A 20,193-nucleotide genomic window follows, 5' to 3' on the forward strand; every position below is an offset into this window, starting at 1 on the left:
AGCTTCTCTTTTTTTACCTAAGATTTGGCGCCTTCCGGCGGTAAATAGTGCAACTTGCCATCACTTTTGAGTTGGTAGCTGTCGAGGTCGTTTGCCAGTGCTAGCTGCCCTTGATACACACTTTGGGCTTCTTGCGCTAATTGTTGCACCGACATTTTACCGGCGCCGCCATAACGGGCACTGAAGTGTGTCAAAAGCAAATGCGCTAAGCCAGCCTGCTGGGCAAACGTGGCCACTTGGCGCGCGCTTGAATGCATTGGTGCTGGCCCGACTTTGTCAGCAATCTCTTGGCTATAAGTGGCTTCATGTATTAGCACCTGGCTGTTTGCGGCTGCAGCTGCTAGTAACTCTGGCTGATCGTTATCGCCCGCTACAATAATGCTGTGGCCTTGATGACTGGTAAGCCAATAATCCTCACATAAGAGTTGTCGCCCTTGATACTCAATCACACCGGTTTGCCGCTGAATTTGTCCCCAGACAGGCCCTTTAGCAATGCCTTCTTGTTCCAATTTCCCTTGATTGAGCTGATGGGGGAGGGCGTGTTCAGTAAATTGCCAAGCGTGGCAAGGTACTCGGTGAGACAAGGGCCAAGGTGTGACTTTCATGCCTGCGACCATCATGGACTCTGTGATGCTTTGGCTTTGCTTAAATATGAGTGGATAGCTAAGGTGACTATCGGTTAACAATAAACTTTGTTTGACGTAGCTTTGCAGTTGCTCGGGGCCAACTATTGTCAGCGGCTCCGTGCGTCCGGCCATGGCTGCACTGGCTAATAACCCGGGTAAACCAAAGGTGTGATCGCCGTGCATATGGGTAATAAATATCGCCGCCAGGGCATTCAATGAATAAGGAGCGTGCAGCAGTTGATGTTGGGTGCCTTCGCCACAATCCACCAAGCACCAAAGTTTTTGGTTACTCATCCGAATAGCCAAGCCTGAGACATTGCGTTGTTTAGTTGGTAGGCCCGCTGACGAGCCTAAAAAAGTAAAAATCATTATCTATCCTGCATGTCTTTTTGATGAAGGCATTATCGGTTAATGCTTTGGTCTGATGCTGTTGTTAACAATCAGTTAGTCATAAATAACTAACTGAAATAAGCGCTTGTGAATGTTGGGCGATTAATTTTAAGAAAACGGCATAGTTAATCAAGTCACCTGTATCTTTTAAACCTCGTTACATATGCTTGCAGTCGAATACCTAGGTCGATAAAACCGCTCGCAGTACCAGAAGTTGCTACGGCCTCCACGCAACATTATGAGGAACTTATGGACTATTATGCCCTTACTCGCCAGCTGATGCTGGAAATTGGTCCCGCGATGGACTTTGATGAAGTCACCGAAGTGAAAGATAAAAACTTCTGGATGATGACCTTTAATAGCTATTTTTACATTGAAGCTGACTTGGACTCTGCACTAGGCAGTTTGAGTTTCACTATGGATATTGGTCAACCAGAGACCAGACGTCGTGCTGAGTTGTTAGAAAGCATGATGGTTTACAATTCACTATGGAAACAGACCGGTGGCGTTCGCTTGGCTCTGGAAGAAGCGAATGGCCATTTTGTATTGATCGTAGAACGCAATTTGATGCAACTCGATATCATTGAGCTACAAAATCTACTGACGAATTACATTAAAGCTTGCATGTATTGGAAGCAGATCGTAGAAGGCGAGATTTTGGATATCGAGCCAGTACTGAATTTGAACGTTAACCATATGATGCGGGTGTAAAGAAAACATTATGGCAGAGATTAATGTAAATCAACAAACGACCATGTCGCAGATCCAAAGCACCTTCAAAGATACAGGTGATGGTAAGGATCTTAGGGTTAACGAAAATGAAGACAGACTGCATACTAAAAGCTGGAAGCCGGGCGGTTTTGGTGCTGACGCTGCAACGCGCCGAGAGGCCAAATACCAAAGCGCGGTAAATATGGTAAAGGACACCATCAACAGAGAATATGGAGATGGTGTAGGTGATAGAGTATTGTCTAAATTGGGCATTACTGATCGAATGAGCGTTGGCCAGCTTAAACAAATGTCTGATAATTACATTGTTCAAACCCGGGCCGAGCTTGCTCAAGAATTAGCTCAGGAAATGACGGCTTTCATAGATGACTTGAAATCCAGTGTGATCCAACATTACAACAACATGGATGATGTTGATCCCAATCAACACGCGATGTTCAAAGAAGACCCCATCCGAGTCACTACTAGCGTGCAGTCGGCGATGGCAAAAATCTCCAAAGACCAAGAAGTTCCAAACGATATCAGCGTCATGAATAGCTGTGGCTGCTTAATGAAGGGGTTCGAATCTGATAAGCAATTATCCAGTAGTAAGATTGATTTCTTGATAAACCTGCCTTGCGTGGAGCAAGCTGTTGGCGATATGACCAGCAAAAAAGGCATCGAATTTAACTATGACAATGAGCAAGCTCGTGACTTATCCATGCACCAAGGGGCGCTAGAGCTTAAATCATTCATCGATGAAGCGCTCAATGACGAGGAGAAGCAATTCCTCAAAGAGCGAGTGGAGTTTGTGCGAGAAATCGCGGGGCTGCAGATAGATAAAATTGGTTATTGTAGTAGCCCTGATGACTCCGATGAGAAAAAGCTACAGCAGTGGATCCGCACGGATTCTGTCAACTCAGGCATCTTTTTAGGCTTTGACATGGTGGAACAAGCGAAAGAGTCGGACATGAAGATGAGAGATGTCATGTTTAACTCCCGAGATTTATTAAGCGCATTAGCCATTCACTGCGATACGATTTTTGATTAATACTGCTTGTGAGTTTGGTCGTTGCTATTGGTATCGATCAAACTTTCTGATTCTCTGCCACACTCCTGTTTTTTGTGTTATTGGGCATGATTATATTGATATACTCATCGTTTTATAAAATTGGCGGAAGGGAATAACATGTGTGGCATTGCGGGGCAAATATCATTTGGCGAGAGTGCTCTTGATCTAAATCAAGTGAATAAAATGGTAGAGGCTCTTTACCACAGAGGGCCTGATCACCAAGAAGTTAAAGTGTTTGGCAATGCTGCTTTAGCTCATACTCGACTGAGTTTATTAGACTTTTCTGAAAATGGACATCAGCCATTTTATAATAAAGAATTTGCCCTTGTATATAATGGAGAAATATATAATTACAAAGCGCTAAGAGATGAGCTTATTTGTAAGTTCAATATTGAATTTATATCTAATACCGACACAGAAGTATTATTCCATAGCTTGATTCGCTTTGGAGTGGAAAAGACGCTAGCTAACTTACAAGGAATGTTCGCATTTGCGTTTTACAATTTAAACACTCAAGAGTTAATACTTGCTAGAGACAGACTTGGTATAAAGCCTTGTTTTTATCAATGTGACGGAAATAGAATGAGTTTTGCTTCCGAGCTAAAAGCATTTAAACAAGCGTTTAACCTTCAAGTTAATTCAACTCTTGTGATGGCTGGGCTTAGCGGCAATGCAGAGAGAAGTAGAAAGTCAACAATGTTTCAAGGGGTTAAGCAGTTAACACCTGGGCATTATATAACCTTTAATAAAGACGGACGTCACGAGGAGCACACCTGGTTTCATCCTGCTGATTTAGTTGACTTTGATTATCACCAGTTACTTGAATCCTACTCTGATCAGCAAATTGTTGACGAGTTCTCGTCGTTATTTAGTGATTCTGTAAAAAAAATGCTAGTGGCTGATGCATCTATCGGGGCTTTTGTCTCTGGAGGAATCGATTCTTCTTTGATCACTTCTGTCGCCAAGAAGAATGGAGTAATACCGAAAGCTTACTCCGTCAACGTGAAAGGACGACACAGTGAGATTGCTTTTGCACGTCAGTTGATGGAGCAAGTAGGCGGCGAATTAAATGTGTATGACTTTGAACCTGAGATGTTCTTACGAGACTGGGTGAAGACGACTTGGTTTAATGACGCGCCGGTAACGATAAATCCTCATGCTGTTCCGTTTGGCAACTTAACTCGAGTTGCAAAAGAGCACGGCGAAAAAGCAGTGTTGACAGGCGAAGGCGCTGATGAACTTTTTTTAGGTTACCCAGTTCACGTAAGAGCGGCATTTGATAATGCGTTAGTGGCCCCCTGGCGTTGGATAAATAAACTGTTTTGCAAGTTACCAGGTTTAGCGCCACAGCAGCAAGTTGCTATTATGCAGCGCAATGAGCAAATGCATAATATGCAGATGGGGTACGAAGAGTTTGAAAATTCAAATCTAATAAGCCAAGCCGTTTCAGTTTTGCCGCTGAAGGAGAGACGGCTGCAATCCAAAAGCCTAGAACTGTTAACAACAACACTGCATGCTCTGCTATGGCGAAACGATAGAATGGGAATGATGAACTCGATAGAGTCACGTTTCCCTTTTCTTGATGAAGCAATATTGAAGTTCGCTGCGAATTTGCCTGTGAAGCACAAAATCAGAAAGCAATGTCGTGTTGGTGATATCAGGCACCCTTTCCATGTTTCTAAGCACGTTGTGCGTCAAGCTGCTGTCAGTGATTTAAGCTCTGATTTAGTTAAACGTCGTAAATATGCTTTTAGAGTGCACGCTCAAGCTGAGAATCATTTTTCAGCGGACTTTTTTAAGGGGGGATTCTGGCAGGACTTCATTGGTTTGAGTGACCAACAATTAGCGTATATGTGTAGCCACACAAGTAATTACATGCTCGGGAATATTGCCTCTATGGACATTTGGGGTAGGCTAAATGTGCAAAATGCATCAATCGATCAAGTGAGTGAACACCTGCTTAGTAAAACGAAGACTCAGCTGGCGGCGCGTCAATTGTCCGATCTCTAAAAACAACGTTATAAAAACAGCCTTATATAAGCACAGACAAGGCTAACTATGGCCCAATGCGACTATCTCGAGACGTAGTCGCATTGACGCCGTTTTCACTGAATCTGGGTTAACTAAGCTTTTGCTGGGTGAGTTAAGTATTCTTTTACGTGCCTTTTTTTCCAGACACCTAGGCATAACAAGTGCGAGAATCGATTTTTACTGACCAATTTTTCGACTAAGATCGGTCCTAAAATACCCAGTACAGAGCCAATAATGATCGCCATCGCTAAGTTATCAATAGGCATCTTCTCCAGCACTTTTCGCGCGAACACAATAAAAAAGATATGAAACAAATAAATGCTGTAAGAGTAATGACCAATATAACTCAGAAAGCGATTATGCCACTGTAGCTTTAGTAAACCGTAGCAAGAAAGTGTACCTATCAACAGGCCGATTACGCTGCGATTATCCACTTTTGATACAAGGTCTAAAATGCCCATCAAGGCGTAAGCCGATGTCAAAGCGAGTACGATAAAAGAGGCTTTTGGTAACTCTAGCTTGAATCTGTAGCAAGCTAGGCCAGCCAGGAAAAATGGCATTAAGTAGATGGCACCATTGATGGAGAAAAAATTAGATGAAAACTCAAAATCAATGGCATACAGTGCCGAAAAGATAAGAAAGCAGACGGTGAACCCAGCTGGTTTATCAAGTAACTTAAGCGCTTCCATCACAATCAATGCCATGAAAATAAGAAACAAAGATTCAACAAACCAATACAGGTTTACTGGGCAAATATGTAAATACAACCAATTGTAATCAACATTACTCGATATGGAGTGAGTGATAGCATAAGTTGTTCCAACCACTAGCATAGGCACCAATAAACGGGTCATCTTTCCGCCTATGAAGCGCTGCCAGTGCCCATTGAACGGCCTAGAGGCATAGATATAACCAGATAAAAAAGTAAATAAGGGCATTCGCATGTAAGCAAGGAAGTCTGTGGCTTGGCGCCAGAACCCTTCTTCTATCTTTAAACCATTTAGGGCATTCACGCCTACAACGTGACAAAGTATAAGCAAGATACAGGCTAAGCCTCGCAGCGTATCTACGCTGAAATCCCTGGGCTTGAGAGGTGTCGCTTTCATTCTTTTGAAATCCTTTTCAATACTGATGTTATCTGTGCCTTGTGGCAGTCGGGCATTCTACGATAGAAGCGAGCAAGTAAAAATGAACAAATGATTAATATTTTGTGGTTTGCTCTGACTCGATCTAGACAGATAGAACGAAATGAACTACGAAAAATTTCAATAATAATTCGTTTTATTTAAATTTAAGCCATTAGTATTATTCAAAGGGCAGTATTCACTAAAAATTGTTTATTTTTTAGCTGAAAAAGTAAAAACTCATTTACCTTTATTGATGTTTTTTTTATCATCTCCCTGCTTGTTGTAGGGAGATAAGTTTTGAGAAAAGTTGTACTTCTTTTGGCGATAGCCTTTACTTCTATAACGTCGTATGTGATGGCGTTTGACCATATAAATGTTAAAAAAACGGCTTGTGAAGAACTTAAGGAATCACAAGAATTAAGCGAGGATATAGTGAGCTCCGAGCAAGTTTTATCGTTATTCTACCAAGCTGCAACAGAACAAAAGTTACTTTACATTGATCAAAAATACCTTGGCTGTTTAGGTTGCACCAATATTAACTTTGGTAGCTTTATGTATAACAATTTTGCTACTAACGAGAGAGTTATCTCTGCCGTCGTTCTTTATCAAATGACTGAAGACCAGCCTACATTGGGCAAAGCTTTATTGAGAGAGCCCTTTAACCTTATTCAGCCTACCGATGCATATACATTATTAAATACTATGGTAAAAGATAAGAGGCAAAAATTTAATAATGATTACCTTTCAGAGACTTATCCGATTAATGTTCCGAGTGAATATCGTGATTGTTTAATAAAGGGGAAGCCAGATCAGGTTGCATATTGTAATGAACAGCAGGCTTTACGTGAAAATCAAAATTTTAAAGAGCGTCAAGCAGAGAGACTTTTTACCCGACATCACTTTCCCAACTTACTATTTATTGATGGCAAAAAGATAAATGTTGAAGCATTAGAGCAAGTGTGCGCAGCCGCCCTGAATGATGAAATTATGTACCATTATGCTCTTGATGATAGTCATTACCGAGTAACGTTTAAGAACGATAGATTTGATAAAGTAGATAAGGCTCTTAAGAGTGTACTTGATGAGCAAGAAAGCCTGTTGTTACAAATGCTCAACTACAATTTATACCTCACCGGCACGGAAACGGCTGAAGATTTGAATATGCAAGGTACTCAGTTAACACTCAAGCAATTACTAACCAGCTATAACCAAGGAAATACTGAAGCGTCAATTGAACTGTATCATCGCCCAGGGTATGAGTTAACTAGTCAATTACGATAACAATTATGATCGTTTTATCCGACTAAGGTGGCAAGTGAGTTTGTTTGTACATTCCATGCTAGTTTATTGGTTTAGGTTAATGCAAAATTAGGGCAATGAAATCAAAAGGAAAAGTGATGATGCGGCTATTTTCATGCTCGATAGTACTATTGATGGCGAGTGGATGTGGTGGAGGAAGCAGCGGCAACGTTGGTCAAAGCCTAGAGCAGATCAGTAGCGATTTAGACCAGCAAGTATCGGATTTGATAACTGATAGCAGTGATAAAGTGATAGACGCGATTGATGAAACGGTAGCAACGGTTACCGACATCAATAAGCTGAAAGGAGTGTGGTTACAAGACTGTGCGCATTTATACCAAGTTGCGAGCCAAGATTACCAGTATCAAACCAGTCGTATTGAGTATGATGGTGTAAGTCATGGCCATATTGAATTTACCTTCTATAGCGACAGCGAATGTAATGCTCAAACCCGTTCTATTTCCTACCCGGTCAGTTTGCACATTGGTGAGCAAAGGTATTCTAGTCAAAGCTTTGTTGCTACAGAGTTTGATCTTAAATGTACTCAAGTTGAAAATGAGCAAGTGTGTAGCGATGAGTTCAACTTACTCTACTTAGAGTCAGAGCGACTGTTCTTAGGTGAAAAAACGATGCAGCAAGATGCCTCAAGTGCCTCGACCCGTCCGATGACATTAAACTTAGACGCTCCTTATCAGTTACAAGCAACTCCCTAAGCTTGAACAAAATGGTTACGTTTAAATATCAAACGGTTAAGTGAGTGCTTAACCGTTTTTTTTGCCCGATACCAAGGAGCTTATTGAGCGCTGGCCACCATCGCTTGCTGCGGCTTAGGAGTAAATACCTGCGCTAACTGAGCCAACTTTTGTGGTGTAATGGTAATGGTCTTTTGCAAGCTATATTGCTGTACGCCAGGTTTAGCAGCGGTTTTTATTGCTTCAACTTGGTTGTGCTGTGCGCCATCAATGTCTAATAACTCTTCTGGATAAATCGCCTGCTGCAATTGCCAGTGCTCTGTTTGTTGTTCTGACAAAGATGCCAGCCAGGCATCTAAATCAGCTTTGCTGGCTGCTTGGCCACCATGATAGCGCAGTGGCACGCTGAGCATGACGATGTCTCCGGCTTCGTTATGATGATGCAAATGCATGATCATCGCGATATCTGACTGCAACTCGGTAGTAGAAGGTAAATGAAAGTGCAATTGAGACAAGGAGTACCATTGTTGGCCAATGCGAATGGCATTGCCTTTTGCAAAGTTTAACTGGCTTAAATATTGCTGACTAGACACCGACTCTGCTGCTTGTGGGTAATCGAAAGTCACGCTCACTTGTTGGTCGTTGTCGCTCGATATTGCATGAGGCAGTCCTTGCCACAAGCAATGATGGCTGTGCTGATGCGTTGATGTGTGAAAATGCGGTTGGCTGGCATCCGTTGCGCTCCAACTTGCACTCGCCACCAACAAAAAAAGAGATGGCCAGAGGCGTACCATGATAATGTCCTTATTATCGAGATTTTGCCGCAGTGTAGACAGGCTGATGTCCAGATGTGAAGTAAAAATCAACAAGTTAAACCATGTTTAATCTGGTGCTCATGTTGCTGCCGCAAGGCTTAAACAGTGCTAGACTGGGGCACTAAGACGTTATCACTAAGGGGAGAGGCTGAGTCGGTGGATTTATCGAATATGGAGCAAAATGCAGCCAAAGCGGTTGCCTTGCTCAAAGCGATGGCAAATCAGCATCGGCTGATGATTTTGTGTGTTTTACTGCAGCAAGAGCAATCTGTCAGCGCCCTTAACCAACAAATCCCATTGGCCCAGTCGGCATTGTCCCAACACTTGGCTTGGTTGCGAAAAGCCGGCTTTGTAACGACCAGACGAGAAGCCAAAACCATCTTTTACTCCCTCGCCAGTGCGGAAGTTAAACAGATGATAGCGTTATTGCATAAAATGTATTGCCAGCCTGAGTAAAGCAAGGCGACTCATCGCAAACGGTTATTTACTCGACTCATCATACGGACAATGACGACAACCGTTGCCACAGCACTGACCTCGTTTGAGGTGAAACCAACGGCTAAACACGTGATAACCATTTTCAATGGTGAAATCTAACCACTCTAATAACGGCCCTTGGTCACGAAATGGTTGAGCTAAATCAACCAATTGAGCCGTACTGTGAGTGCGGTAAAGTTGCTTTAGGCGTTCACTTTGACGTTTTAATAAACACGTTTGACATAAACACTGGTCACTGACTTCCGCTGCGGGCAATGGCGGCAATATGCGAGAAAGTGGCGGCAATTGCATGCACCAACAAGCTTGCTCCGATGCGCGCGCTGCGCCGCACACCACCACTTCTTTACATTGAGGGCAAGGGGAAGCACTAAGCATGACGGTTACCCTTGATATCAGTGGCTGCTAACTGCCGTTGGTGCCATTGTTCAATTACCGCATATACGGCATTGATGCCATCGGTTAACGCGGCGGGACCCGGTTGTAAAATGATGGACGACTCAATCTCGTGTACTTCAGCGTTCATGACCGCAGGAATGCTTTGCCACCCCGGTCGTGCGATCAGTTGTTGAGGTTGGAATTTTTTACCACACCAAGCAGCCATAATAATATCTGGCTGGTGCGCGATAACATCTTCTGGGTGTTCAATAATTCGATGCTTAGCTAAAGACTGTTGGGCGTGACTTGGGTAGCAATCATTGCCTCCTGCTAAAGTGACAATCTCGCTGACCCAGCCAATGCCCGTAATGATAGGTTCATCCCACTCTTCAAAGTACACTTTAGGCCGCAGGCTTAGCTGAGCCACTTTTGCTTCAATACGGGCGATATTTTGTTGCAGCGTATGAATCAGTTTTTGCCCCTTTGCTGGCTCTCCAATGAGCGCTGCTAAGGTTTGGATCATCTGCAAAATACCTTTTACGGTTCGATGATTAAAGCAATGTACTTGAATACCTTGTTGAATCAGTTGTTTGACTATGTCTGCTTGCATGTCTGAAAAAGCCAATACTAAATCCGGCTCTAAGGCGATGATTTTTTCAATGCGCGCATCGATAAATGCAGACACTTTAGGCTTTTCTTGCTTGGCTCGTGCGGGCCTTACCGTATAACTGGAAATGCCAACAATGCGGTCTTCTTCTCCCATCATGTAAAGCGCTTCGGTGGTTTCTTCAGTCAGGCAGATAATGCGCTGCGGAAAGTGTATTTGCGATTTGTTGAGTGTCATTAAACAGTGGCCGTCAGTTGTCGCTTGAACCAAGCAATAAAAAATTGTGGATTAGAAGGAAAATACCAATGCATATAAGACGCCATAATATTGTTGTGGCAGTAGATAAGTTCGCCGGGGCGTTGGTATGGGTGAGTGTAAGCTTGACCTATTTGTTGACAGTGTATATGTGCACTTGAGTAATGAAAGCTATGTCCGCGCAGCTCAGGACCTAGTGTAACGCCTTCTGCAGTTGATAACGCCAGATCATCAAGGCGAATACCTTGCTGACCGACCGCACTGACTCGGGTGTGCATGGTGCCTGCGCCTAATAATATGCCCGCCATGGTGTGCACGTCACCGCTGTCGCAAGTCAATTGCTCTAACAGGTAAAGCAAGCCTCCGCATTCAGCCAAGATAGGTATGCCTTGGTTTGCCGCAGCTAGTAAACTGTTCTTAAAAGCCGTGTTGGCTGCGAGCTGGCTGGCGTAAAGTTCTGGGTAGCCGCCGGGCAAGTAACAGGCGTCAATATGCGCGGGCAAAGCGGTGTCTGTCATGGGGGATACCCAGCACACGTTCGCGCCTGCTTGGGTTAAAACGTCCAAGTTGGCTTGATACAGAAAATTAAACGCCAAATCTTGCGCCACCGCAATACGCATGCCACTGAGCGAGCCTGTTAGGTGGGGCGCTATCTCGGTGGGTGCCACAAACCGACACTGCGCGGGTAACTGCGCCAACTCTGTCGTTGCTATCTGGGACGCTGCCAGTTGCAGCTGCTGCTCAATATCTGCCAGTTCTTTGGCTTGCATTAATCCTAGGTGGCGTTCTGGCAGCTGAATCGCTGGATCGCGATATATGCACCCAAGGAGCTTTTCTTGAGGACGCAAACTTGCAGCTAACATGTCACCGTGCAGTTTACCAGCGACGCGATTAGCCATCACTCCCGCAAAGGGTAAGCCGGGACGATACTGAGCTAAGCCTGCCGCGACTGCGCCAAAGGTTTGTGCCATGGCGCTCGCGTCAATCACGGCCATGACTGGAATATTAAACGCCTCACTTAAATCTGCGGTGCTAGGGTTGCCGTCAAATAAACCCATCACGCCTTCAATCAATATTAAGTCGGCTTGTTGACTGGCCTCGAATAATAGGGCTTGGCATTGAGCGAGCCCCACCATCCATAAGTCGAGTTGGTAGACAGGATGGCCGCTGGCACAGCGTAAAATCATTGGGTCGATAAAATCGGGACCTGTCTTAAATATACGAACGCGCTTACCTTGCTGCCTATGGTACTGCGCGATAGCCGCGGTAACCGTAGTCTTACCTGCGCCAGAGGCGGGCGCAGAAATGATAAGCGCCGGACATAAAGAAGATTCAGACATGCTGCTCCCGTTTGATGCCAAGCGCTGGAGCACAAAAGTACAGTACTAAACTGGCACTTAAATAAATAAAAGGACTTTGCAAATAAGGCAGGTAGTAACGGGCAACACGTTCACTGTATTGACTTATCGATAAGGATTCAAACTGCCCTGAGAACCAATAGTAAGAGCCGTTGGATGTGAAAAAAGCCAAGCTGGTGGCAATAAAGCACAAGCCTGCGATCATCGCTGAGGCTTTAAGTTTGTCTTTGCATGCTAACGCTTGCTGGCCAAATTGGCCAAACAGGTACAGTAGCCAATATCCAACCGCAAGAAATGGATAAGCAGGACTTAAACAAGCACTCATGTCACCACGAAGGGCGCTAGACCATAAGTCAATGACCACGCTCAGGGCAAATAAGCTAAGCCAAGCTTGATGGCGGCCAATAAATAAACCCGCGAGAAAAAAGCATGCTAACGAGGCGCTTGGCAAGTTGATGCTGGAAGCAAAATGCGCAGAGCGAGTTAAGAGCATTAGTAAAGCTAACATGAGAAAAATGATGATGCGCCGCTGCGCAGAAGAAAAGCTCATAACCTGCCTTGTTAAACGGAGGGAGTGAGCTGTGCAAGCCCATGCCTTGCAATAGACAGGGTTTGTTCACCTCAATACCGCCCACCGCAGTATTCATTAATATTACCCGTCGATGACGAGTGAAGGTTTAAATTTGGCCGGTCTCCGGGCTTATCATTGAGCCGTTTTCAAAGCGATTTACTTTGACCTTAGCTGATTGAAATACCGTTGCGGGGGCAGCACTGGTTTTTCACCAGTTTCCCGTTTCACTTGCGTTGCAAGCACCAAAAATTAAAGGAGTGACCGCACTCTACACAATCTCATATTGAGGGTCAAACGGCCTAAAGTGTGATCTGGCTCCGTTTTAGTTAGAGTTAAATAAACAGCTCATAATCAAGGGATTAACAATAATTTAATTGGGCCGGTTTGGATTGACTCAAAAATGAACGACTGCCACTATTGCCAGCGTATTTAGGCCATGCCTAATTATAAACATAATAATAAACAACCTATTTTTTGCAGTTTAAAAAATGAAAAAAATACTATTAGTTCTCTCTCTCGCTGCTTCTTCTATGGCTCCTGTTCACGCCAATAATGTTGCCGCTGGTTTCGTGTATGACATGGGCTGGGGCGTTGGCGCGCAATTTAACAACAACATCAATGTGATGGTGGGTAACAACGGTGTTTCAGCCGATTACTTGTTTTTTCAGGATGCCATAGATGATGCGCCGTTATCTTGGTACATAGGCGCTGGCGGTTCAGCTGAATGGGATGGCGGGCCTGCAGCACGCTTACCCGTAGGATTAAACTGGAATATCAACCAGCAGTGGAATGCTTACGGCCATGTGACGCCCTATCTAGGTTTTGATGATGGCGCAGAGTTTGGCTTAGGCGCTGGCGCTGGTGTGCGTTATCGCTTCTGATCTTGTCGATGGCAAGCCGCCGGGTTTGCCTCTGTTTCCCCTTATTGATCTCGCTTATCCCGTTTTGCCATTACTATTGCCCTATTAGTTGGCGCTATTTTGGGTGCACTTCACCTAATTACCCTCTTTTGTTTCACCCCCTGAATGGGGTTGCTTTTACTTGTGAGCATTAGGCACCGCTCTTGTTTGCATAGTCATGCGTTACCTTTTGTCATTAGCCGTCAAGGTTATGCAGTAAGCGCATAGCTACCATGATTACTAATCATTTTTCATCATGATAAGGTCAACATATACTGAATCTGTTCTCAAATAACGGCGGCTTTAAGCGGCCAAGTTTCAAACAGGAGCAAGCGATGTCAGCCACTACTAAAATTAAACATACCCTACTTACACTTGCATTAATTGGCACTATGGGCCTGACTTATGTTCCTCAGGCACAAGCTGACACCGCGCTGCGAGTAGATGAACGAATGGATGCGCGAGGAGATCGCCGAGGTGACCGCCGTGAAAATACGGTCGATGGCATGGAAGATCGCCAAGATCACCGAGAAGGCCGCCGAGACTGCGTAGGTGATGGTCCTGATTGTCGCGTTGATAATCGTCAAGACAAACGCGGCGATCGCCATGATCGCACTGCTAATCGCATGGATGACCGCCAGCAACGTAACCAAGCGCGGTTTTAATCCAAGCCAATACTAAATATGAATGAGGAGAGATGAAATGTTATTGAACAATCTAAAAACGTTTTCAAAAGCGGCTGTGATCATGATGGGACTGTTTATGGTGCAACCCGTAATGGCAGAGTCAGTGACCCGCGTTGACGACCGAGTTGACTCTCGTGGTGACCGCCGGGATGATCGCCGAGATAATACTCAGCAAAGCAGCCAAAACCGTCAAGATCATCGTGAAGGTCGCCGCGAGTGTACCGGTGATGGTCCCGAGTGCCGCGTTGATAACCGTGATGAAAAACGCGATAACCGCAGCGCAACCACAGACGATAGACAAGAAGACAGAAAAGCGCGCAACGACGAAAGGTTTTAAGTACGGCTGATCCACTTGTGTACTGTAAGGGGGCTGTTTATAGCCCATGAGCGAAGGGGGGAATAAACTCGCCGCTTGCCTTGTAAGTAATTGATAATGCTGTAACTGCACTCACTTTAGCTAAGTAGCTTGGTGATATTGAGACCCAAACGTTTGGCCAGTCGTGTTAAGTTGGCGCGGTCGGTAGACAAGGCTCTGGCCGCCGCAGACCAATTGTAATCATGTTGGCGCAGCGTATCGGCAATCAGTGTGCGCTGGAACGTTTCTGTAGCCACCTTTAAGCCAACAGAGGCTGAGGTAGCAGATGCTTTAACAGCCGAACCTGGCGCATCTTCGATTGGGGAAGCGCTAACAGCATTGAGCGGCCCACAATCAGCTGCCGAGATGGTTACAATATCATCATGGCCTTGACGGGCGAGGGCTTTTAGCGCCCCGCGGTTGATCACGTGCTCAAGCTCTCTGACATTACCAGGCCAATGATAGTGATTTAGCTGTTGGCATGCGGGAGTCGCTAAACGAAGCTGCTGGGCACCGAGTTGACGCTTTGCCCGCTCTAAAAAGAACCCGGCTAACACCTCGACATCACCTGAGCGATCACGCAGTGGCGGCACATTGATGGGGTAGACACTGAGTCTATGATATAAGTCAGCGCGAAAATTACCCTGTTCAACTTCTTGCTTTAAATCACGATTGGTTGCGGCCAGTACACGCACGTCAACGTATTCAATCTTATCTTGACCAACGGGTTGGATCTCATTATTTTGCAGTACACGCAGTAATTTACTTTGAGCTGCCAGTGGCAACTCGCCGATTTCATCCAAAAATAAACTACCGCCATTAGCCAATGAAAACTTCCCCGCACGAGCAGCATCCGCGCCAGTAAACGCGCCTTTTACATGTCCAAAAAGTTCACTCTCGATAAGCTGTTCCGGTAACGCAGCACAGTTCACGTACACCAAAGGTTGCTGGCTGCGCTGAGATTGATGGTGCAAGCTACGCGCCACCAACTCTTTGCCGACGCCGGTTTCACCATAGATTAAAATATTGAAGTGCGAAGGCGCGACCACTGCCACATCCGTTTTGAGTTTGGCCATCGACTGGCTATTGCCAACTATTTCACCGCCATCACGAAGCCAGGCTTCTTCACTTAACTCGGTCACCAGTTGCTGCGAATGCTGCGCTTGGTGCTCAAGCTGCTGTATCGTTAATGCCAGCTTTAAGGTGGAAGCCGCAATGGCTGACAACATTTCAAGTTGTTTGACAGCTAAAGCATCAAAAGCCGTTGCTTGCATACTGTCTAAGGTGAGCACTCCCAAGAGTTCGCCGCTGAAATACAGTGGCATACCCATACAAGCATGGACGGGTAAATTGCCTTCACGGTCGAGTAATAGGCCATCGTAAGGATCCGGCAAATCACACGCTTCTGGAAAAATGACCGGAGCACGAGACTGGCACAAGGTGCGGAGCCTAGGGTGCTCATTTATCACAAAGCGTCGGCCTAATGTTTCCGCGCTCAGACCCTGAATGGCAAGAGGCTCTAACTGATTGCCACGTAATGCCAGCAGAGCAACCGCGTCACACTGAATACTTTTACGGATAGCGTCGAGCAGGCGAGCAAACCGATCGCTGTTAGACAATCCTTGCGCCATATTAATGGCGATATCAAACAAGGTATTACTGGTCATCAATTGCATTACGAGCCTCTTTCGAGTCCTTATATTAATAATTAAAAATAACACGTAAGAGTCATAATGACACGTATTAAGTGTGAGTCATTATGACTTTTATTGTTGAGCATTATAATTAAGCTGTTGAATTTAAATGGTAATATTTTTTGGCACGGTAAATGCTCTATATACAACAGCAGTCACAGCAACCATAGCAAAGACCACATTGTACTTGGTCTGTTTATATAGAAAGGAGAGCAGCATGTTGTCACAGTTTTCACTCAAGTCGCCTTTAGTTCAGGTGCAATATTGCAAGCAGTTTCAACGTTGTTTGGTAGCGGGAAATGTATTAATGCTGATTTCTTTGTTCGCCATACTGGGTTGTTTATACGTGAGTTATTTGCAGCCAGAGCAGTTTAGTTTAGTGCAACAAATAAGTAGCCACATTGCGATGATTTTACTGGCTACGTTTATCAAAGTGGGTTACGTGATGCGTGGCATTGCCATGAACGGCTTTGGCTTGAAGGCTTTTTAGAGCTGAAAAACCCCTCAGTAAGTCATTTTCATTTGGCATTAAACGCCTCGTATTGTGTCATTTCAATTTAAGGAACATGTATGTTAAGCGACTCCGATATTCGTATTATTAAATCCACTATTCCAGTGTTAGAGCAAGCAGGCCCGAGTCTGACTAAGCATTTTTATCAACGCATGTTTACTCATCACCCTGAAGTACAGCATATCTTTAATGCCAGTCATCAAGCTTCTGGCCGGCAACAAATTGCGCTATTTGAAGCCATTGCGGCTTACGCAAAAAACATTGAAAACTTAGCCGCTTTAACCCAAGCCGTTGAACGAATTGCCCAAAAGCATACTAGCTTTAACATTCAGCCTCAGCATTACGACATTGTTGGTGAACACTTATTAGCTACGCTAAGGGAGTTAGCTGCCGATGCATTTACTCCCGAGGTGGAGCAAGCTTGGGCGAAGGCGTATCTGTTTTTAGCGCAGATATTTATTGATCGCGAAGGAGAGTTATACCGATTACGTGCAGCTGCCCAAGGCGGCTGGCAAGGCCTGCGCCCTTTTACCGTGACGGCTAAACGGGTTGAATCGCAATTGGTAACGAGTTTTGAGTTAACCCCTGCAGATGGCGGCGAGGTGATTGATTTTCTACCTGGGCAATATATAGGTATTGAAGTGGCGATCCCGGGGAGTGCATTTCGCCAGGTAAGACAGTACTCATTGTCTTGTCACCCAAATCGCCATCACTATCGTATTTCGGTCAAAAGAGAACCGGGTTCAACAGAGCATGCCGGTGGCCTAGTGTCCCATTATCTTCATCAACAAGTGAAGCAAGGCGATGAGGTGATGCTGTACCCGCCGGCAGGGGACTTTTATTTGCATGAGCGTCAACAACCTGTGGTACTCATTTCTGCTGGCGTAGGGTTAACACCGATGCAAGCCATGTTGGAGCATTTAGCAAGGCAGCAATATTCACAACCAGTCACCTACTTGCACGCTTGTGATAATCCTCGCCAGCATAGTTTTTCTGAGCAGGTCAGCGAGCTCTTATTACCTCATTGGCAGCAGGTTGTTTGGTATGAAAACCCCGACAAACAACTTACAGCAGATAAGCCTCCGACTCACTTGCATAAGCAAGGACGCATGGACTTAACGAGCATCAAAAACATGCTACCCATTAAAACGGGTGATTTTTACCTGTGTGGCCCAGTGAGCTTTATGCAACATGTGGTGCAGCAATTGCAAACTCTGGGGGTGAATAAAGCCAATATCCACTACGAAGTGTTTGGGCCGCATGAGCAGTTCTAATGACTCAATGCTATAGCGGCTGGTCTATCGCGATTAGGTTGATGCGAATGGCAGCAACCTTATCCATTGGCCTGTTACCAAGGTTTGTTGGCTTTACATTTACCGTAGTATTGTTGCGGAAACAAGCTGCCTTGCAGGCTGACTTGATGGCGGCTGTGGGTCGAATTAAGCTGGCGGTCTACGGTGGTTAAAAACACCTCGCCCGTGCTGCTTTCGTCAATAAAAGATGCGCCGTTACCTTTATAGACTAATTGCACTTGGCGGGTGCCCTTATCATCAATAACAAAGCCTCTTGGGCCGTCTGGGTTGAGTTCAAACTTTAACTGCAACTCGGTTGGAGTAAGCCCGTCGCGATCACTGACTTGGGTATAGGTACAATCAATCACAGCATTAGCGAAACTGCTAGTTGAAAAAAGTAGCGCTAAGCAAGCAAAAGAGTATTTCATAAAACCACTGTATGTGAATGAGGATTTGCATAGATTATGCCGCACTGTGATCATATTTTCATTGCCAAATATGCGGCTTGTGAAGTGTTTATACGCTTTTTCGATAATAGGGCGATTTTTATACAGCTAAACGCTTTGTTATTTTACCGCCAAGCAAACCCTTGGTAAGTCAAAGCGCAGCGGTAATTGCTCAGCGCCAAACGGTGCTGAGCAATACAAGTAGGGTCTTTAGCAGTTAGCTGATTTAGACGCCGAGGTAGTCCATGATACCCTCTGCAGCCTTTCGGCCTTCATCTATCGCCGTCACAACTAAGTCGGAGCCTCTGACCGCATCACCGCCGGCAAAGATTTTGTCGTTACTGGTTTGAAATGCAAACTCGGCCTTAGCTGGCGCTTTAATGCGTTGCCACTGGTCTAGTTCAACGCCAAACTCTTGCAACCATGGTGCGGGACTCGGCTGAAAGCCAAACGCCATGATGATGGCATCTGCAGGCATCACTTCTTCTGAGCCTGCAATGGGCTCAGGGCGACGACGGCCATTGCTGTCTGGTTCACCCAATTGCGTTTTAACTACTTTAACACCGGCAACTTGACCTTTGTTATCAAGTTCAATGGCAATAGGTTGTACATTAAAAACAAACTCGACTCCTTCTTCACGAGCATTTTGTACTTCTCGTTTAGAGCCAGGCATATTAGCTTCATCGCGGCGATATGCACAATGTACACTGCTTGCACCTTGTCGAATGGAGGTGCGCACACAATCCATCGCGGTGTCACCACCGCCTAGCACCACCACTTGCTTGTCTTTCATGTCGATAAAATCAGCAGGGCTTTTTTCAAAGTCCATTAAACGGTTTACATTGGCGACCAGAAAAGGCAGTGCATCATATACGCCGGGCGCATCTTCATTTTCTAATCCGGCACGCATGTTAGTGTAAGTACCTGTTGCCACAAACACCGCGTCGTAATCCGCGATAAGACTGGCAAATTCCACGTCTTTACCGACATCCGTATTAAGCTTAAACTCGACCCCCATTGTCGTGAAGACTTCACGGCGGCGAACCAAGACTGACTTTTCCAGTTTAAAGGGCGGAATACCGAAAGTTAACAAGCCGCCAATCTCTGGATAACGATCAAACACAACCGGTTTTACACCATTGCGCACAAGTATATCAGCGCACGCTAGACCTGCTGGTCCAGCGCCAACAATGGCGACTTTTTTATCTGTGGCTATCACCTCAGACATATCAGGGCGCCAGCCCATCTCAAAGGCTTTTTCGGTAATGTACTTTTCTACATTGCCTATTGTGACCGCGCCAAAGTCATCATTAAGGGTACAAGCGCCCTCACAAAGTCTGTCTTGTGGACACACTCTTCCGCATACCTCTGGCAAGCTATTGGTTTGGTGGCACAGCTCTACCGCTTCCAGAATTTTTCCCTCGGTAGCGAGTTTCAACCAGTTTGGAATGTAGTTGTGTACAGGACACTTCCATTCACAATAAGGATTGCCACACTCAAGGCAGCGATCTGATTGCATTTGCGCTTGATTGTCATCAAACGTTTTGTATATTTCTACAAAGTCTTCTTTGCGGACCTGCAGCGGCTTCTTGGTTGGGTCTACGCGCTGCACGTCGATAAATTGAAATACATTTTGGCTCATAACTCTGTCCTTATTGGGCGTGTACGCGCAGTTCTGCGGTCGAGCGACTTTGATGGCCCAGCAGCGACGACAGCTCAGCAGATTTAGGTTTAATTAACCTAAAGTGCGGTAAAAATTGATCAAAATCCGTCAGTATCTGCTCGGCTCGGTCACTGCCCGTTTCATCAGGCGTTGTTGACTAAATAGGGAACCTTTCTCGAAAACTGCGATCAGATCATTGAGCACGATACATGGAAGTGATTCT

At 45.2% G+C, this 20,193-nt stretch carries 21 protein-coding genes and 1 riboswitch; of the genes, 11 read left to right on the forward strand and 10 right to left on the reverse strand.

The window, feature by feature from the left end:
* Positions 1–17 precede the first annotated feature (17 nt).
* A complete protein-coding gene (locus D1Z90_RS15030; protein WP_119911603.1) occupies positions 18–995 on the reverse strand; it encodes a ribonuclease Z in 978 nt (325 codons plus the stop codon).
* Between the two features lie 270 nt (positions 996–1,265).
* On the opposite strand from D1Z90_RS15030, the gene D1Z90_RS15035 reads away from it, so the two are divergent.
* The 3 genes from D1Z90_RS15035 to asnB all read left to right on the forward strand — a co-directional run bounded on the left by D1Z90_RS15035 (position 1,266) and on the right by asnB (position 4,806).
* A complete protein-coding gene (locus D1Z90_RS15035) occupies positions 1,266–1,727 on the forward strand; it encodes a type III secretion system chaperone (RefSeq protein WP_119911604.1) in 462 nt (153 codons plus the stop codon).
* 10 nt (positions 1,728–1,737) lie between these two features.
* Positions 1,738–2,775 (forward strand): hypothetical protein, encoded by a 1,038-nt coding sequence (locus D1Z90_RS15040; protein WP_119911605.1) that lies wholly within the window; start codon positions 1,738–1,740, stop codon positions 2,773–2,775.
* Positions 2,776–2,913: 138 nt separating this feature from the next.
* A complete protein-coding gene (gene asnB, locus D1Z90_RS15045; RefSeq protein WP_119911606.1) occupies positions 2,914–4,806 on the forward strand; it encodes an asparagine synthase (glutamine-hydrolyzing) in 1,893 nt (630 codons plus the stop codon).
* Positions 4,807–4,919: 113 nt separating this feature from the next.
* Here the strand turns inward: asnB and D1Z90_RS15050 are convergent, their stop codons facing one another.
* Entirely contained in the window at positions 4,920–5,933 is a 1,014-nt protein-coding gene (locus D1Z90_RS15050) for an acyltransferase family protein (RefSeq protein ID WP_119911607.1), read from the reverse strand.
* A gap of 318 nt (positions 5,934–6,251) precedes the next feature.
* Between D1Z90_RS15050 and D1Z90_RS15055 the strand changes: the two genes are divergently transcribed.
* Together D1Z90_RS15055 and D1Z90_RS15060 are read left to right on the forward strand one after the other, a co-directional pair.
* Positions 6,252–7,235, forward strand: a complete 984-nt coding sequence (locus D1Z90_RS15055; protein WP_147378777.1) for a hypothetical protein — start codon at positions 6,252–6,254, stop codon at positions 7,233–7,235.
* 116 nt (positions 7,236–7,351) lie between these two features.
* Complete coding sequence (locus D1Z90_RS15060) at positions 7,352–7,966, forward strand: hypothetical protein (protein ID WP_119911609.1); 615 nt, start codon at positions 7,352–7,354, stop codon at positions 7,964–7,966.
* An 80-nt stretch (positions 7,967–8,046) separates the two neighbouring features.
* On the opposite strand, the gene D1Z90_RS15065 is transcribed toward D1Z90_RS15060, so the two are convergent.
* Positions 8,047–8,739, reverse strand: coding sequence for a hypothetical protein (locus D1Z90_RS15065; RefSeq protein WP_119911610.1), 693 nt, complete (start codon positions 8,737–8,739; stop codon positions 8,047–8,049).
* Positions 8,740–8,916: 177 nt separating this feature from the next.
* Between D1Z90_RS15065 and D1Z90_RS15070 the strand changes: the two genes are divergently transcribed.
* Positions 8,917–9,216, forward strand: coding sequence for an ArsR/SmtB family transcription factor (locus D1Z90_RS15070; protein WP_198419218.1), 300 nt, complete (start codon positions 8,917–8,919; stop codon positions 9,214–9,216).
* Between the two features lie 24 nt (positions 9,217–9,240).
* Here the strand turns inward: D1Z90_RS15070 and D1Z90_RS15075 are convergent, their stop codons facing one another.
* From D1Z90_RS15075 to D1Z90_RS15090, 4 genes are read right to left on the reverse strand one after another with little or no spacing between them, the layout of a single operon-like run.
* Positions 9,241–9,633 carry a C1orf53 family protein gene (locus tag D1Z90_RS15075; RefSeq protein WP_119911612.1) on the reverse strand — a complete coding sequence of 131 codons (393 nt, stop codon included), beginning with the start codon at positions 9,631–9,633 and terminating at the stop codon, positions 9,241–9,243.
* Positions 9,626–10,477: a cobalamin-binding protein gene (locus D1Z90_RS15080; protein WP_119911613.1), complete on the reverse strand. Its 852-nt coding sequence runs from the start codon at positions 10,475–10,477 to the stop codon at positions 9,626–9,628. The genes D1Z90_RS15075 and D1Z90_RS15080 overlap by 8 nt, the downstream gene beginning before the upstream one ends.
* Entirely contained in the window at positions 10,477–11,835 is a 1,359-nt protein-coding gene (locus D1Z90_RS15085; protein ID WP_119911614.1) for a cobyrinic acid a,c-diamide synthase CobB, read from the reverse strand. Before D1Z90_RS15085 ends, D1Z90_RS15080 begins: the two co-directional genes overlap by 1 nt.
* Positions 11,828–12,403 (reverse strand): hypothetical protein, encoded by a 576-nt coding sequence (locus D1Z90_RS15090; RefSeq protein ID WP_119911615.1) that lies wholly within the window; start codon positions 12,401–12,403, stop codon positions 11,828–11,830. Before D1Z90_RS15090 ends, D1Z90_RS15085 begins: the two co-directional genes overlap by 8 nt.
* 118 nt (positions 12,404–12,521) lie before the next feature.
* Positions 12,522–12,686, reverse strand: a riboswitch (cobalamin riboswitch).
* A gap of 226 nt (positions 12,687–12,912) precedes the next feature.
* Between D1Z90_RS15090 and D1Z90_RS15095 the strand changes: the two genes are divergently transcribed.
* From D1Z90_RS15095 to D1Z90_RS15105, 3 genes are all read left to right on the forward strand, one after another.
* Positions 12,913–13,305, forward strand: coding sequence for a hypothetical protein (locus tag D1Z90_RS15095; RefSeq protein ID WP_119911616.1), 393 nt, complete (start codon positions 12,913–12,915; stop codon positions 13,303–13,305).
* A gap of 353 nt (positions 13,306–13,658) precedes the next feature.
* Positions 13,659–13,988, forward strand: coding sequence for a hypothetical protein (locus D1Z90_RS15100; protein WP_119911617.1), 330 nt, complete (start codon positions 13,659–13,661; stop codon positions 13,986–13,988).
* 37 nt (positions 13,989–14,025) lie between these two features.
* Positions 14,026–14,346 (forward strand): hypothetical protein, encoded by a 321-nt coding sequence (locus tag D1Z90_RS15105; RefSeq protein WP_119911618.1) that lies wholly within the window; start codon positions 14,026–14,028, stop codon positions 14,344–14,346.
* A gap of 116 nt (positions 14,347–14,462) precedes the next feature.
* Here D1Z90_RS15105 and norR read toward each other — a convergent pair whose 3' ends face one another.
* Positions 14,463–16,040 carry a nitric oxide reductase transcriptional regulator NorR gene (norR, locus tag D1Z90_RS15110; RefSeq protein ID WP_119911619.1) on the reverse strand — a complete coding sequence of 526 codons (1,578 nt, stop codon included), beginning with the start codon at positions 16,038–16,040 and terminating at the stop codon, positions 14,463–14,465.
* A gap of 235 nt (positions 16,041–16,275) precedes the next feature.
* On the opposite strand from norR, the gene D1Z90_RS15115 reads away from it, so the two are divergent.
* Positions 16,276–16,548 (forward strand): hypothetical protein, encoded by a 273-nt coding sequence (locus D1Z90_RS15115; protein ID WP_119911620.1) that lies wholly within the window; start codon positions 16,276–16,278, stop codon positions 16,546–16,548.
* Between the two features lie 80 nt (positions 16,549–16,628).
* Positions 16,629–17,843 (forward strand): NO-inducible flavohemoprotein, encoded by a 1,215-nt coding sequence (hmpA, locus tag D1Z90_RS15120; protein ID WP_119911621.1) that lies wholly within the window; start codon positions 16,629–16,631, stop codon positions 17,841–17,843.
* 74 nt (positions 17,844–17,917) lie between these two features.
* On the opposite strand, the gene D1Z90_RS15125 is transcribed toward hmpA, so the two are convergent.
* Positions 17,918–18,289: a hypothetical protein gene (locus D1Z90_RS15125; RefSeq protein ID WP_119911622.1), complete on the reverse strand. Its 372-nt coding sequence runs from the start codon at positions 18,287–18,289 to the stop codon at positions 17,918–17,920.
* A gap of 244 nt (positions 18,290–18,533) precedes the next feature.
* Positions 18,534–19,949 carry an FAD-dependent oxidoreductase gene (locus D1Z90_RS15130; RefSeq protein WP_119911623.1) on the reverse strand — a complete coding sequence of 472 codons (1,416 nt, stop codon included), beginning with the start codon at positions 19,947–19,949 and terminating at the stop codon, positions 18,534–18,536.
* Positions 19,950–20,193: the final 244 nt, after the last annotated feature.

It is taken from the genome of Motilimonas pumila (genome assembly GCF_003596335.1).
Lineage (GTDB): Bacteria > Pseudomonadota > Gammaproteobacteria > Enterobacterales > CBDFNC01 > Motilimonas > Motilimonas pumila.